Origin of the sequence: Pseudomonas sp. NPDC087697, assembly GCF_044743155.1 — a bacterium.
GTDB lineage: Bacteria > Pseudomonadota > Gammaproteobacteria > Pseudomonadales > Pseudomonadaceae > Aquipseudomonas.
Genome location: NZ_JBIUVW010000017.1, coordinates 86783 through 101143, shown reverse-complemented (window position 1 = coordinate 101143; position 14361 = coordinate 86783). Strand labels below are relative to the sequence as shown.

General features: G+C 58.6%; 15 protein-coding genes. 5 read left to right on the top strand and 10 right to left on the bottom strand.

Annotated elements, in window-relative coordinates; genetic code table 11:
* From ACIPIN_RS14635 to bfr, 3 genes are all read left to right on the top strand, one after another.
* On the top strand, window positions 1-195 hold a 195-nt coding region (locus tag ACIPIN_RS14635), incomplete at its 5' end, for a bL17 family ribosomal protein (RefSeq protein ID WP_401119766.1).
* A gap of 228 nt (window positions 196-423) precedes the next feature.
* Entirely contained in the window at window positions 424-1872 is a 1449-nt protein-coding gene (locus ACIPIN_RS14630) for a catalase (RefSeq protein WP_401119764.1), read from the top strand.
* A 155-nt stretch (window positions 1873-2027) separates the two neighbouring features.
* A complete protein-coding gene (bfr, locus tag ACIPIN_RS14625) occupies window positions 2028-2492 on the top strand; it encodes a bacterioferritin (protein WP_123423433.1) in 465 nt (154 codons plus the stop codon).
* Between the two features lie 144 nt (window positions 2493-2636).
* Here bfr and uvrA read toward each other — a convergent pair whose 3' ends face one another.
* Window positions 2637-5471 carry an excinuclease ABC subunit UvrA gene (uvrA, locus tag ACIPIN_RS14620; RefSeq protein WP_401119762.1) on the bottom strand — a complete coding sequence of 945 codons (2835 nt, stop codon included), beginning with the start codon at window positions 5469-5471 and terminating at the stop codon, window positions 2637-2639.
* A gap of 193 nt (window positions 5472-5664) precedes the next feature.
* Here uvrA and ACIPIN_RS14615 point away from each other — a divergent pair, with 193 nt between their 5' ends.
* Both ACIPIN_RS14615 and ACIPIN_RS14610 read left to right on the top strand, forming a co-directional pair.
* A complete protein-coding gene (locus tag ACIPIN_RS14615) occupies window positions 5665-7062 on the top strand; it encodes an MFS transporter (RefSeq protein WP_401119761.1) in 1398 nt (465 codons plus the stop codon).
* A 9-nt stretch (window positions 7063-7071) separates the two neighbouring features.
* Entirely contained in the window at window positions 7072-7590 is a 519-nt protein-coding gene (locus tag ACIPIN_RS14610) for a single-stranded DNA-binding protein (protein WP_071553156.1), read from the top strand.
* A gap of 90 nt (window positions 7591-7680) precedes the next feature.
* On the opposite strand, the gene ACIPIN_RS14605 is transcribed toward ACIPIN_RS14610, so the two are convergent.
* The 9 genes from ACIPIN_RS14605 to ACIPIN_RS14565 all read right to left on the bottom strand — a co-directional run bounded on the left by ACIPIN_RS14605 (window position 7681) and on the right by ACIPIN_RS14565 (window position 14338).
* Entirely contained in the window at window positions 7681-8838 is a 1158-nt protein-coding gene (locus ACIPIN_RS14605) for a glutathionylspermidine synthase family protein (RefSeq protein ID WP_401119758.1), read from the bottom strand.
* Between the two features lie 12 nt (window positions 8839-8850).
* On the bottom strand, window positions 8851-9582 hold the full coding sequence (locus ACIPIN_RS14600; protein WP_401119757.1) for a DUF1190 domain-containing protein: 732 nt from the start codon (window positions 9580-9582) through the stop codon (window positions 8851-8853).
* Between the two features lie 19 nt (window positions 9583-9601).
* Complete coding sequence (locus ACIPIN_RS14595; RefSeq protein ID WP_401119756.1) at window positions 9602-10030, bottom strand: DUF350 domain-containing protein; 429 nt, start codon at window positions 10028-10030, stop codon at window positions 9602-9604.
* 13 nt (window positions 10031-10043) lie between these two features.
* On the bottom strand, window positions 10044-10694 hold the full coding sequence (locus ACIPIN_RS14590; RefSeq protein ID WP_401119754.1) for a DUF2491 family protein: 651 nt from the start codon (window positions 10692-10694) through the stop codon (window positions 10044-10046).
* A gap of 12 nt (window positions 10695-10706) precedes the next feature.
* Window positions 10707-11291: a rhomboid family intramembrane serine protease gene (locus tag ACIPIN_RS14585; protein WP_401119752.1), complete on the bottom strand. Its 585-nt coding sequence runs from the start codon at window positions 11289-11291 to the stop codon at window positions 10707-10709.
* A gap of 69 nt (window positions 11292-11360) precedes the next feature.
* Window positions 11361-12062, bottom strand: a complete 702-nt coding sequence (locus ACIPIN_RS14580) for a PspA/IM30 family protein (protein WP_401119751.1) — start codon at window positions 12060-12062, stop codon at window positions 11361-11363.
* A 19-nt stretch (window positions 12063-12081) separates the two neighbouring features.
* Complete coding sequence (locus ACIPIN_RS14575; protein WP_401119750.1) at window positions 12082-12759, bottom strand: YjfI family protein; 678 nt, start codon at window positions 12757-12759, stop codon at window positions 12082-12084.
* Window positions 12760-12920: 161 nt separating this feature from the next.
* On the bottom strand, window positions 12921-13745 hold the full coding sequence (locus tag ACIPIN_RS14570) for an alpha/beta fold hydrolase (protein ID WP_401119748.1): 825 nt from the start codon (window positions 13743-13745) through the stop codon (window positions 12921-12923).
* A 38-nt stretch (window positions 13746-13783) separates the two neighbouring features.
* Window positions 13784-14338, bottom strand: coding sequence for a cysteine hydrolase family protein (locus tag ACIPIN_RS14565; RefSeq protein ID WP_401119747.1), 555 nt, complete (start codon window positions 14336-14338; stop codon window positions 13784-13786).
* Between the last annotated feature and the right edge of the window lie 23 nt (window positions 14339-14361).

The following is a 14361-nucleotide window of genomic DNA, read 5'->3' as shown; positions in this document are numbered from 1 at the left end:
CTGGCTTTCGACCGTACTCGTTCGAAAGCTATCGTTGGAAAGCTCTTCAACGACCTGGGCAAGCGTTACGCTACCCGTGAGGGTGGCTACCTGCGCATCCTCAAGTGCGGTTTCCGCACTGGCGACAACGCGCCTATGGCGTACGTCGAGTTGGTTGATCGTCCTGTCGGCGGTGAAGCTGTATCCGCTGAGTAAGACGTCAGTCTGAAACGAAGAACCGGGCACTAGGCCCGGTTTTTTGTGCCTGCAAGAAAAGTACGTTGGAGCGCTAAGCCGATACCCTTAGTATCTGCAAGGGTTGATCGTTAGTTAATTTCTATCGGCGCCCACAATTTAATGAATTTGATGGTGTCATGCTCACGGTCAATACTCCCTTCCAGCCGATTAGCCGGCAGTTCCCAAGACGGAAGAGGAAGATTGAGCATGAGCCAGAATAAAACGCTTACTACCGCCAGTGGCGCGCCAGTCGCCGACAACCAGAATTCCCGCTCCGCCGGCCCTCGTGGCCCGCTGCTGCTCGACGATTTTCACCTGATCGAGAAGCTTGCCCACTTCAACCGTGAAAACATCCCTGAGCGCCGTGTACACGCCAAAGGCTCGGGTGCTTACGGTACGTTCACCGTTACTCGCGACATTACCCGGTACACCAGCGCCAAACTGTTTGAGTCCGTTGGCAAGCAAACCCCAACCTTCCTGCGCTTTTCCACCGTTGGTGGAGAGCGCGGTTCGGCAGACACCGAACGCGACCCGCGTGGCTTTGCGCTGAAGTTCTACACCGAAGAAGGCAACTGGGACATCGTGGGCAACAACACGCCAGTGTTCTTCATTCGTGACCCGTTGAAGTTCCCGGACTTTATCCACACCCAAAAGCGTCTGCCGCAAAGCAACCTGAAAAGCGCACAGATGATGTGGGACTTCTGGTCGCATTCGCCTGAGGCACTGCACCAGGTCACCATTCTGTTTTCTGATCGTGGCATTCCTGACGGCTACCGTCATATGCACGGCTTTGGCAGCCACACCTACAGCCTGATCGACGCCAAAGGCGAGCGTCACTGGGTGAAATGGCACTACAAGACCAAGCAGGGCATCAAGAATCTGGCGCCGGCAGAGGCTGCGCGCCTGGCTGGTACTGATCCTGATTATGCTCAGCGCGACCTGTTCGGTGCGATCGAGCGCGGAGATTTCCCGAAATGGCGCGTGTGCATTCAGATCATGACCGAGGCCCAGGCTGCGGCGCATTACGAGAACCCATTCGACGTGACCAAAACCTGGTCGCAGAAAGAGTTCCCGCTGATCGAAGTCGGTGAGCTTGAGCTCAATCGCAATCCGCAGAACTACTTCGCTGAAGTTGAGCAGGCGGCGTTTGGTCCAAGCAACATGGTGCCGGGTGTGGGCCTGTCGCCGGACCGTATGCTGCAAGGTCGGGTGTTCGCCTACGCCGATGCTCACCGCTACCGTGTCGGTACCAATCACCAGCAATTGCCGGTGAATGCGCCGCGCAGCCCGGTCAACAGCTACCAGCGCGACGGCTCGATGGCATTTGGCAACAACGGCGGTGGTTCGCCGAACTACGAGCCAAACAGCTACGCTGATGCGCCAAAGCAGGCTCCACAGTATGCAGAGCCGGCGCTGGCTCTGAGCGGCGCGGCCGATCGTTACGATCACCGCGAAGACACTGACTACTACAGCCACGCCGGTGCGCTGTTCCGGTTGATGAACGATGAGCAGAAAACCCTGCTGATCAACAACATTGCCGGTGCGATGTCGGGTGTTTCCAGTGATGTGGTTCAACGTCAGTTGCAACACTTCTACAAGGCTGATACTGCTTACGGAGAAGGCATCGCAAAGGCGTTGGATGTACAGCTTAACTAAGTCTAAACGATAAGCAGAACCGCCCTCATTTGGGCGGTTTTTGCGTTATTTAAACCACTTTTCTCAGAATATCTTCGCTTTAATCGCGCTATTCGAGTGACCGATCGGACGGCGTGGTTCAAACTACAGACTTTCAAGCAGGGAGATGTAGGGCGATGCAAGGTCACCCGGACGTAATCGATTACCTCAACACGTTGCTCACGGGCGAATTGGCAGCACGTGATCAATATTTCATCCATTCGCGGATGTATGAGGACTGGGGTTTTACCGAGCTCTACGAGCGCATCAATCACGAGATGGAAGAAGAGGCCCAGCACGCCGATGCACTGATGCGTCGGATCCTCATGCTCGAAGGCACACCGCGTATGCGTCCAGACGATCTGGACATCGGCACTACGGTGCCTGAGATGCTCGCTGCCGACTTGCGCCTGGAATACAAAGTCCGTGCCGCGCTTTGCAAGGGCATCGAGCTCTGCGAGCTGCACAAGGACTACGTCAGCCGCGAGATCCTGCGGGTTCAATTGGCCGACACCGAAGAAGATCACACTTACTGGCTGGAGAAGCAGTTGGGTCTGATCAAGCTGGTCGGTCTGGAAAACTATCTGCAATCGCAGTTCTGATGCTATGCCTGACTTGTAGGAGCACGGCTTGCCGGCGATGGCGTCCTTGAAATCGCCATCGCGAGCAAGCTTGGCTCCTACAAGTCAGGCACAAAAAAGCCCCGGTCACTGATGAAGTGACCGGGGCTTTTTCATGCGTCGATGTTAAGCCCGGTCGCGCTCCAGCAACGGCTTGAGGTAGTAACCGGTATAAGACTGCTTCATCTCGGCGACTTCCTCCGGTGTACCCACGGCGATGATTTGCCCGCCCTTGGAGCCGCCTTCCGGCCCAAGGTCCACCAGCCAGTCAGCGGTCTTGATCACGTCCAGGTTGTGCTCGATTACCACGACAGTGTTGCCGTGATCGCGCAGACGATGGAGTACATCAAGCAGCTGCTGGATATCCGCAAAGTGCAGACCGGTGGTCGGCTCATCGAGGATGTACAGGGTTTTGCCGGTATCGCGTTTGGACAGCTCACGGGACAGCTTGACCCGCTGCGCTTCACCGCCCGATAGCGTGGTCGCCGATTGCCCCAGCTTGATGTACGAGAGGCCTACATCCATCAACGTCTGAAGCTTGCGCGCCAGGGCCGGAACCGCATCGAAGAACACTCGCGCTTCTTCGATAGTCATTTCCAGGGTTTCGTGGATGCTCTTGCCCTTGTACTTGATTTCCAGGGTTTCGCGGTTGTAGCGCTTGCTCTTGCAGACGTCGCACGGGACATAGATGTCCGGCAGGAAGTGCATTTCCACCTTGATCAGGCCATCGCCCTGACAGGCTTCGCAGCGTCCGCCCTTCACGTTGAAGGAGAAGCGTCCGGGACCGTAGCCGCGTGAACGGGATTCCGGCACGCCGGCAAACAGTTCGCGAATTGGTGTGAACAACCCGGTGTAGGTCGCCGGGTTGGAGCGCGGCGTACGGCCGATCGGGCTTTGGTCGATGTCGACGACTTTGTCCAGATGCTCAAGGCCCTTGATGCTGTCGTGGGCTGCGGCTTCCAGGGTGGTCGCGCCGTTCAGTGCGGTGGCGCTGAGCGGGAACAGGGTGTTGTTGATCAGTGTCGACTTGCCGGAACCGGACACGCCGGTCACGCAGGTCAGCAGGCCGAGTGGAATGTCCAGATCGACATCGCGCAGGTTGTTGCCCCGAGCGCCTTTGAGCGACAGCGAGAGCTTCTTGTTGCGCGGCGTACGTTTGGCCGGGACTTCGATCTTCACGCGGCCGGACAGGTATTTACCGGTCAGCGAGTCAGGGTGAGCCATGACTTCGGCCGGGGTGCCTTCGGCGACAATGTGACCGCCGTGCACGCCCGCGCCAGGGCCGATATCCACCACATAGTCGGCCAGACGAATCGCGTCTTCGTCGTGCTCGACCACGATCACCGTGTTGCCGATATCTCGCAGATGCTTGAGCGTCCCCAGCAGCCGATCATTGTCGCGCTGGTGCAGACCAATCGACGGTTCGTCGAGGATGTACAGCACGCCCACCAGACCAGCGCCGATCTGGCTGGCCAGACGAATACGTTGCGCTTCGCCGCCGGACAGCGTGTCGGCGCTGCGGTCCAGCGACAGGTAATCGAGGCCGACGTTGACCAGGAACTGCAAGCGCTCGCGGATTTCCTTGAGAATCTTGTCGGCAATTTCGCCGCGTCGCCCCGTCAGTTTCAGCGTGCCGAAGTACTCGGAGGCATCGCCAATCGGCAGGTTGGTCACCGCTGGCAGTGTCTTCTCGCCGACCCACACATGCCGCGCTTCACGACGCAGGCGAGTGCCGCGGCAATCCGGGCAAGGTTGGGTGCTGAGGAACTTGGCCAGTTCTTCTCGCACCGAAGCGGACTCGGTTTCGCGGTAGCGACGGTCCAGGTTCGGCACGATACCTTCGAACGGGTGCGAGCGTTTGACGATGTCGCCACGGTCGTTCAGGTACTTGAAGTCGACGTTCTGCGTGCCACTGCCATGCAGGATGACTTTCTGCAGATCAGTGGGCAGTTGATTGAACGGTACTTCCAGGCTGAAGCCGTAATGCGCGGCCAGTGAGCCGAGCATCTGGAAGTAGTAGACGTTACGCCTGTCCCAGCCGCGAATCGCGCCCTCGGCCAGGGTCAGTTCACCATTGACCAGGCGCTTGATGTCGAAGAACTGTTTGACCCCCAAACCGTCGCAGGTCGGGCAGGCACCGGCCGGGTTGTTGAAGGAAAACAGCTTGGGTTCCAGCTCGCTGATGGCGTGGCCGCAGATCGGGCAGGCGAAGCGTGCGGAGAAGATCATTTCTTCTCCCGGCTCGTCGTCCATCGGCGCGATCAGCGCAATGCCATCCGCCAGCTTCAGCGCCGTCTCGAACGACTCGGCCAGACGCTGTTGCAGATCGGCGCGGACCTTGAAGCGGTCGACCACGACATCGATCGAGTGCTTCTTCTGTTTATCCAGCTTAGGCAACTCGTCCAGTTCGAAGAGCTTGCCGTTGACCCGGGCCCGGACAAAGCCCTGCGCGCGCAGTTCTTCAAAGACTGAAAGGTGTTCACCCTTGCGCTCACGGATCACCGGCGCCAGCAGCATCAACTTGCTGCCTTCAGGCTCTGCGAGGACCAGGTCGACCATCTGGCTGACGGTCTGGGCTTCCAGTGGAATGTCGTGATCCGGGCAGCGCGGAATCCCCACGCGAGCATAAAGCAGGCGCAAGTAGTCGTAGATTTCGGTGATGGTGCCGACCGTCGAACGCGGGTTGTGCGAGGTCGACTTCTGTTCGATGGAGATGGCTGGCGACAGGCCTTCGATGGTGTCGACGTCAGGCTTTTCCATCATCGACAGGAACTGCCGGGCGTAGGCCGACAGCGACTCGACATAGCGTCGCTGACCCTCGGCATACAGGGTGTCGAATGCCAGGGAAGACTTGCCGGACCCGGACAAGCCGGTGATAACGATCAGCTTGTCCCGTGGCAGGGTCAGGTCGATGTTCTTCAGGTTGTGGGTTCGAGCCCCACGAATCAGGATCTTGTCCAAGGTGGCCTCGCTTGGCGGGCGTCGAAAACGTAGGAGTATACGGGCAAATACTGGATGGATGCACACTATCAAATGACGCTTGCTGAACGACGCCTGACAAGTGCGCGAAGCAGGCTCGCGACAAAGCGTCGCCCTATACCCCGTCAACCGATGGGACTGGTAGAATCGCCGCCGGTTCACATGAGGTAATTCCATGCACGATCCCCACAGCGAACGCATGAGTGGTGGCGAGACCCGCGCAGCAAGCGGTCTGGCCCTGGTGTTCGCCTTCCGTATGCTTGGCATGTTTATGGTGTTGCCGGTATTGGCGACCTATGGAATGGATCTCGCAGGAGCGACCCCGGCCCTCATCGGTCTGGCGATTGGCGCTTACGGCCTGACGCAGGCGATTTTTCAGATTCCGTTCGGGATCATTTCCGACCGTATCGGCCGCCGCCCGGTGATTTACCTGGGGCTGATCGTCTTTGCCCTCGGCAGCGTGCTGGCCGCCAACGCCGATTCGATCTGGGGCGTGATCGCCGGACGAATCCTGCAAGGCGCCGGGGCGATTTCCGCGGCGGTCATGGCCTTGCTGTCGGACCTGACCCGCGAACAGCATCGGACGAAAGCCATGGCCATGATCGGCATGACCATCGGTCTGTCGTTCGCTGTCGCCATGGTGGTCGGGCCATTGCTGACCCGTGCCTTCGGTCTGTCCGGGCTGTTCCTCGCCACTGGCGGCATGGCGCTGTTTGGCATCGTGATCGTGATGTTCATGGTGCCGCGTTCCACCGGTCCGTTGCAGCATCGCGAATCCGGTGTGGCACGTCAGGCGCTGATCCCAACGCTCAAACATCCCGACCTGCTGCGTCTGGATCTGGGTATTTTTGTGTTGCACGCGATGTTGATGTCGAGCTTCGTCGCGTTGCCGTTGGCGCTGGTCGAGAAAGCCGGGCTGCCCAAAGAGCAGCACTGGTGGGTGTACCTGACGGCGCTGCTGATTTCGTTCTTCGCCATGATCCCGTTCATTATCTACGGCGAGAAGAAACGCAAAATGAAACGAGTTTTACTCGGTGCGGTCAGTACGCTGATGCTCACTGAGCTATTCTTCTGGCAGTTCGGCGACAGCTTGCGGGCTCTGGTGATTGGTACGGTGGTGTTCTTCACCGCGTTCAATCTGCTGGAAGCTTCGTTGCCGTCGCTGATCAGCAAGGTTTCACCGGCAGGCGGCAAGGGCACGGCGATGGGGGTTTATTCCACCAGTCAGTTCCTCGGTTCGGCACTGGGCGGGATCATGGGCGGCTGGATGTTCCAGCATGGCGGTCTGTCGGCTGTGTTCCTTGGATGCGCAGGACTGGCTGCCCTCTGGTTGGCCTTTGCTGTTACCATGCGTGAACCTCCCTATGTGACGAGCCTGCGCTTGCCGTTATCGCCTGAAGCGATCCGCGAGGCTGGTCTGGTCGAGCGCCTGCTGGCCGTCGTTGGGGTAACAGATGCAGTGGTGGTTGCTGATGAAGCGGCCATTTACATCAAATTGGACACCGAACTATTGGATCGCACGACCCTCGAGAGCCTGGTCAACAACCCGGCCCCGACAGCGTGCGAAGCCTAGGAGAACGTTATGGCCCGTGGGGTTAACAAAGTCATATTGGTCGGCACTTGCGGCCAGGATCCCGAAGTTCGCTACTTGCCTAACGGTAACGCCGTGACCAACCTGAGTCTGGCGACCAGCGAACAATGGACCGACAAGCAAACCGGTCAGAAAGTCGAAAAGACCGAATGGCACCGTGTATCGATGTTCGGCAAGGTTGCGGAAATCGCCGGCGAATACCTGCGTAAAGGTTCGCAGGTCTACATCGAAGGCAAGCTGCAAACCCGCGAATGGGAAAAAGACGGTATCAAGCGTTACACCACTGAAATCGTGGTCGACATGCAAGGCACCATGCAACTGCTGGGCGGCCGTCCACAGGGCGACCAACAAGGCCAGGGCGGCATGTCCAACTCGGCACCGCGTCCACAGCAGTCCCGTCCACAGCCATCGCAGCAGCCACAGCGTGAGTCGCGTCCAGCGCCACAACAGCAGGCCGCTCCGCAACCGGCTCCGGATTTCGACAGCTTTGATGACGATATTCCGTTCTGATCATCAGATCTGCCGGATGTAGACAAAAGGCCCGTAGCTAACGCTGCGGGCCTTTTTCTTTGGGGGTTTTCCGTGGAGGCAGGAAGTCGTTCAGTCGAGTATCAGGTGCGGCAGGAAGCGGCTTGAGTCTTTGGTGATCAAGCTGTTGTCCTCGCGCACGCCGATGCCGGCGGCCTGGTCGCCGATCACCCAAGAGCCGATCAGCGTGTAGCTGTCGCTGAACTGCGGCAGCGGGGCGAACTCCTGAAGGATGAACGGCGCATCGGTGTACGGCCCGTCTTCCTTCACGACCAGACCATCCGGGGTGTGCAGCTCGATGTTGGCGCCTTCGCGGGAGAAGAACGGCTTGCGCACCCAGCCTTTAGGCACCGCTTTGCCGGGCTTGGGGTCCAGGTGGGAGGCGAGCAGGTTCGGGTGCCCTTTGTTGGACTCCCACAGCAGGGGAAGGATGCCCTTGTTCGAGATGATCGATTTCCAGGCAGGCTCGAAAAACTGCGTGTCACTCTGGGCGATGGCTTCACCAAACGGCTCGTGGAAAATGAATTCCCAGGCGTGCAGTTTGAACAGGTGAGGGATCCAGCGTTCTTCAAGATCGACGAACCGTCCTTCACTATTGAGGCCGATGTCTTCGATATCGATATGGCGTGACTCGATCCCGACTTTTTCCGCGATCAGGCGCAAGTAGTCGGTGGTGCCCTTGTCTTCGACCGACTGTTTCATCGAGGCGAAGTAGAAAGGCTGTTTGATCTGCAATTGCGCAAAGGCCTGGTGCAGCTTGGTATCGATGCTGTTGAACTGGTCGGCATGACTGGGCAGCAAGCCGCGTTCGATGCATTGCTCCAGCCAGCCCCATTGAAACGCCGACGCCTCGTACAGGCTGGTGGGCGTGTCATAGTTGAGTTCCAGCAATTTGGTGGGGCCGGTGCCGTTGTAGGAGAAGTCCAGGCGACCGTAAAGGTGCGGATGGCCTTCGCGCCAAGAAGTGCGAATCATGTCGAAGAAGGGCGCTGGAATGCTCAGGCGTTCCAGCAGTTCTTCGCTCTGCACCACTCGGTCGACCAGGTCCATGCACATCTCATGGATCTCGCTGGTGGGGTCTTCGAGATCATTCTCGATCTGCTTGAGCGTGAATTGGTAATACGCGCTCTCGTCCCAGTAGGGCTCGTCGTCGATGGTGTGAAACATAAAGCCGAGGTTTTCGGCGGTCTGCTTCCAGTCGTGACGTTCCTTGCAGAGGATTTTCTTCATGACGCTCGCTCCTTAACTGCTCGACCCACCGAAACTGCTCGATCCGCCCCAGCCGCTGCGTGCGCTGGCCTGGCTGCCAAAACCGCCTCGAGATGTGGACGACGCTACCGAGATCGGCTTGGTGCTGCTCGACTTGAACGTAGAGCTGCTGTAGCCCTTGCCGTATTTTGCCTGGTCGGATTTGGTGAAGCTCGATCCCGTGGCGATGCGCTGGCTGAGCGTCGAGGATGAGAAGTCACCGCGTGAATCGCGGTAGCGGTAAACCGGTTCGGAGGAGTAGCTGCCCCGGTTGCTGTTCAGCATGTTGCTGATCAGCATGCCGGCCAGAAGACCGTTCACGACGCCTCCTCCTGAGCCGCCTGAGCTGGCTTCGGAGGCGGGCAGTTGTGATTTGGCGGCGTCCAGCTGGGTTTGTGTGATCTGGCCATTGGCTGCCAGCTCGAAGCCGCCGAGCTTTGGAATGAACTTGCCGGTGGAGTCCTGCTGGCACCAGTCGGCGACAAAGTCGGCGTCGCAATCGGCCTGGCTGTCGTACAGCGGCGCGAGGCGACGGTGTTCGGCGATGGCGCCCATGTAGGCTTCGGAGCAGACATTCACCGGAAACTTCTGATCCACGCACTGCTGCACGGATTGAAAGTTGAATTTTTGATTCACTGTGTAGGTTTTTTCTGTCGGCCCGCAGCCTGATATCGCGATAGCGACCGAGGCTGCCAGGGACAGTTGAACGTACTTGCTTCGTTTCATCATTGCCTCCATGGCGCGATCAGTTCTGTGAAGGAGTCATGCACGCGGCATTGAGCAGGCCAACGCTGATGGCGACGGCTGCGACGTAGATGGCTGCGGCGATTTCACCGTTACGGATGCGTTCGGAGGTGCCATTGAGCACCAGGTTGGTCATCAGGAATGCCAGCAGTTGCACCACTGCGGCAATCAGTGCCCACACAGCGAAGTCCAGCAGGCTGACCGAGTAGGCAATCACGTTGCTCGCCGGAATCGCGAAACCGATGATGGCGCCGGACAGGGCGATGGCGGCTGCGGTGTTGCCGGAGCGAATCAGTTCGAACTCTTTGTGCGGCGTGATGCGGGTGTAGACGAACTGGAAAATCGCGAACAGCAAGGCGGCACCGATGATGTACGAAACAAATCCCAGGACGGCGGCTTTGTTCAGCGAGACGGAGAGTGCTTCTAACATTGGCTGTTCCTTTTTAAAGAGTACTGAGGTCGGTGGTGTACAGCGAGATACCCAGTGAGGTGCTCAAGCTGATGCTGCCTTCGGCGTCTTCTTCGACGGAAAACAGCAGGAATTCGCGGCGGTCGGTCAGGCCGGTTTCGCGGGCATAGAGCATCGAACGATGTTCCACGACGTAGGACTGATCCGGATTGCTGACCTGCTCACTGAAGGCCACCAGTTCGGTCTGCCCGATCTCGGTGCCCCACTCACGGGTGTATTCGACGCCGTCATGGGTGTAGGTCGGCAGGCCGATCAGGCTTTCCGGCCCCGCGAGCCTGCGCAGTTCGGCTTCACTGTTGAGGGTGACGTAGCTTTGGTAGTTGAACAGGATCACCGACTCGACCTGACCGGCGATGGCGCCGGTGGTGTGGACCTGCAGCCAGTAGTCTTCGTCGTCCATGTAGTAGCGTGAAAGCCAGGTCGACTGGCCGAGGTCGACGGTGCCGACGCTCCAGATCTGCTGGGTGCCGGGAATGACGACGCTGGTTTTTTCGTCGAGCAACAGTTTAAGGGTGGTATCGAAGATCAGTGCTTTTCCCTGGCCGAGCCCGAGAGGGCCGGCAACCGGCGCGCTGTCCTTGGGTGTCGGGGCCTCAAGGCCCATCAACTGTTTAAACCATCCCATTGGCGATTTCCTTCAGGCGGGTGGAGGCGATTTAGAAGAGTTCGCCGCCCTGGACGCGGGTGGCGCAGAGAGAAGTAACCGTGCAGCAATAAATCCGGCGAATGCGCCGCCAATATGCCCTTCAAATGAAGTGCCCTGGCGCGGAATAAAGCCGAAAATCAGACTTCCGTAGAGGAGGGCGACAATGCCGGCAATCAGTACGTTGCTCCAGCTGCGGTGGAACCAGGCGCGTCCCAGAAGGTACGCCCAGAGGCCAAAGACCCAGGCGCTGGCGCCCACATGAACGCCGTTGAAGCCGAACAGCCAGACCAGTGAGCCGCCGAGCAGAATGATGATTGCGCTGACCGCCGCAAAGCGTTTGAAACCCTCGGCAATCACCAGGGTTCCCAGCACCAGGAACGGCACCAGGTTGGCGATCAGGTGTGCGGCGGACACGTGCAGAAACGGTGAGGTCACAATCCCGACGAGGCCGTGGGCGGTTCGGGGTACCAGGCCGAACATCGTCAGGCTGTAGCCTGTCAGCACATTCAGCAGGTGTATCGCGACCATCAGCATGGCCAGGCCTGCGATGATCTTGAAGCCGGTTACCCTGTCCATCCTTGTCCTCGAATCGACAAAAAGAAGGGCACGCCGGTGCCCTTCCTTTTGAGTGCTTACGTGAGCCGGTTATTCGGCCGATTGCTTTTTCAGGCGGTCCAGAATCGCGTTCGCGCTGCCCTGGTCCGGGGTGATGCCGGCTTCGCGCAGCTTGCGCTCCAGGTCGTTACCGGTGGACGCGTCCGCCAGTTCGTCGCTCGCTTCCAGCTCGGCTGCCCGTTGCTCTTGCTTGGCTTGTAGACGGTTCAGGGTACTGACCGCAGTTTCCAGTTTGCCATTGGCGCCACCGCTGGCGATGGAGGCGCTGACCTGCGCTTTCTGTACGCTTTCACGGGCCTTGGCCATGTCCACTTGTTGACGCAGGCTCTTGATGCGGGCTTCGGCCTTGGTGATGTCCTTGCGCATTTTGTCGGCGTAAGCACCGAACTCGGTAGTTTGCTTCTGTTCGGCGTCGAGTTCGTTGGTCAGGGTCGAAATGGCTTCGGCCACTTCCAGTGCCAGGTCTTCACGGTTGGCCTGGATCGCGGCCATGGCCTTGGACTCCAGATCCTTGATCTTGGCGTTGTATTGCGCCACGCGCTCGGCCGAGAGTTTGTGCTTGGCCATGATGGTGACCAGTTCGCGCTTGGCATTTGCCAGGGCGTTGTCGGCGTCGCGGATTTCCTGATCGAGGATGCGCAGGGCCTGTTGGTCGGCGATGGCTTCGCCGACTTCGCTGGCGCCGCCGCGCAGTGCGGTGAACAACTTGCTCCAGATCGATTGGTTTTGCATGAGTCGGTACTCCCGGAAATTAGTTGAAGAAGCCTTCGAAGGCTTCGCTGGCGCGCTGAACGTTGTCGACGAGGGTTTTGATTTCGGTCACGACGTTGGTCAGGCTGGACTCGGAACTGAGTGCACCGAACATGCTGTAGACGGTCTGCCCGTTGGGCATGGATTCGATACCGATCGACGACAGCGGGAACATTTCCCGGCTGCGCAGCACGGCATCGTTGAAGCGCTGCACATCCTTGATGGATTCGAGATCGACCAACACGGTGTCGACGATGATTTGCTCGCCGACGACGGCGATGTAAATCGGCAGCCCACCAAATTCGTTCATTTCCAGCTTGATGCTTTGCTCGGAGCCTTGAATCAGCGTTGGGGTGATTTCATTTGATGTCACCTCATCGAGGGCCAGCAGGGCGCTGAAGAGGCGATCGATGTTCCAGTTGTTACCTGCGCTCATGTAATCCTCCAACATGAATGAGCCAGCCAGGATCGGCTGGCGTAGCTGTTTCTCCATTTGCTTGAGCAGGCTTCGGTTTTCGGGAAGCACCCAAGTTTCATGTTTCACATAGCCGGCGGCGCTAAGTCCTCCGCGCATCTGCTTCATGTAGAAGCTCGACGGTTTTTTTGTGGAGGGTTTCGAGCGCTCTCCCTGGCTGCTCGCGGGTTCGGTGTCTGAGGCTGATGGAGAGCGACGTTTCATAGCAGTGGCTCCGCTGTTTTTGTATCACGCGTGAGAACACTACAGATAAATTCAAATGCTCTCAACAACTCACGCGTGAGATTTTTATTCGACTGATTTTCATCACAAAAAAAGGCCCGCAGCGTGTCAGCGCTGCGGGCCTTCGGTTTTTTCAGGGGCGATCAGCCTTTGGCAAACGCCAACATATCCGCATTCACCTTCTCTTTGTGGGTGTCCGTCAGCCCGTGAGGCGCACCCGGATAAACGATCAATTTCGCATGGTCGATCAATCGCTTGCTCTCAAGCCCTGCGGCCTGAATCGGCACGATCTGGTCGTCATCGCCGTGGATGATCAGGGTCGGGATGTCGAACTTTTTCAGGTCGTCGCGAAAGTCGGTTTCCGAGAAGGCCTTGATGCTATCGAGGGTGTTTTTGTGGCCACCCATCATGCCTTGCATCCAGAACGAATCGATCAGGCCCTGGGATGATTTGGCTCCCGGACGGTTGAAACCGAAGAACGGGCCGCTCGCAATGTCTTTGTAGAGTTGCGAGCGATCGGCGATGGAGGCGGCGCGGATGCCGTCGAAGACCTCGATCGGCAAGCCTTTGGGGTTGGTTTCGGTTTTCAGCATCAGCGGCGGCACAGCAGAAATCAGTCCGGCCTTGGCCAGGCGTCTGGTGCCGTGACGGCCGATGTAGCGGGCGACTTCGCCACCACCAGTGGAGAAGCCGAAAAGGATCACATTCTTCAGGTCCAGGTGTTCGATCAGTTCGGCAAGGTCATCGGCGTAGTGATCCATGTCGTTGCCATCCCACGGCTGGCTCGAACGACCATGGCCGCGACGGTCATGAGCGATGGCGCGAAAGCCGTTGTTGGCAAAGTGCAGCATCTGCGATTCCCAGCTGTCGGCGCTCAGCGGCCAGCCGTGGCTGAACACCACAGGCTGCCCACTGCCCCAATCCTTGTAGTAAAGCGTGTTGCCTTCGCGAGTCGTGAGAGTAGCCATGTCAATCATTCTCCAATGAATGCCTGGTTAGGTGAGGCTCAGTGGCTGGCCGCCAGGTAATCGCTGGTGGACACCACCGTTGCATAGGCAAAGCCCAAGGCCGACATGAAAGCGGCGTGTACCTGGGCTGCCGGAACAACAACACCGTTGAACTCCAGATCACGGGTGGCGCAGGCGTCGTGGATCACCGTGACGGTGTAGCCAAGGTCGGCTGCGGCTCGAGTGACGCCGTCGATGCACATGTGGCTCATGCTGCCGACGATCACCAGATTCTCGATGCCGTGTTGGTCGAGGATTGACTGTAGTTCGGTTTCACGGAACGCGTTGACGAAGTGTTTGAGCACCACCGGCTCATGACTGCGGTTGAGGACTTTGCGGTGCAGCTGCGCGCCCTCCGAGCCGGGCGCGAAGAACGGCGCGGTGTCAGAGGTGAATTCATGGCGGATATGCACCACCTGATCGCCAGCGTCGCGGAAGGCCTGGATCATCCGCGCGGCGTTGTCGGCAGCCGCGTCAGCGCCGACCAACGGCCATTTGCCTTGGGGGAAGTAGTCATTCTGGATATCGACTACGATGAGTGCTTGCTTGGCCATGGGTGTTTCCTCGGATGGGTTTG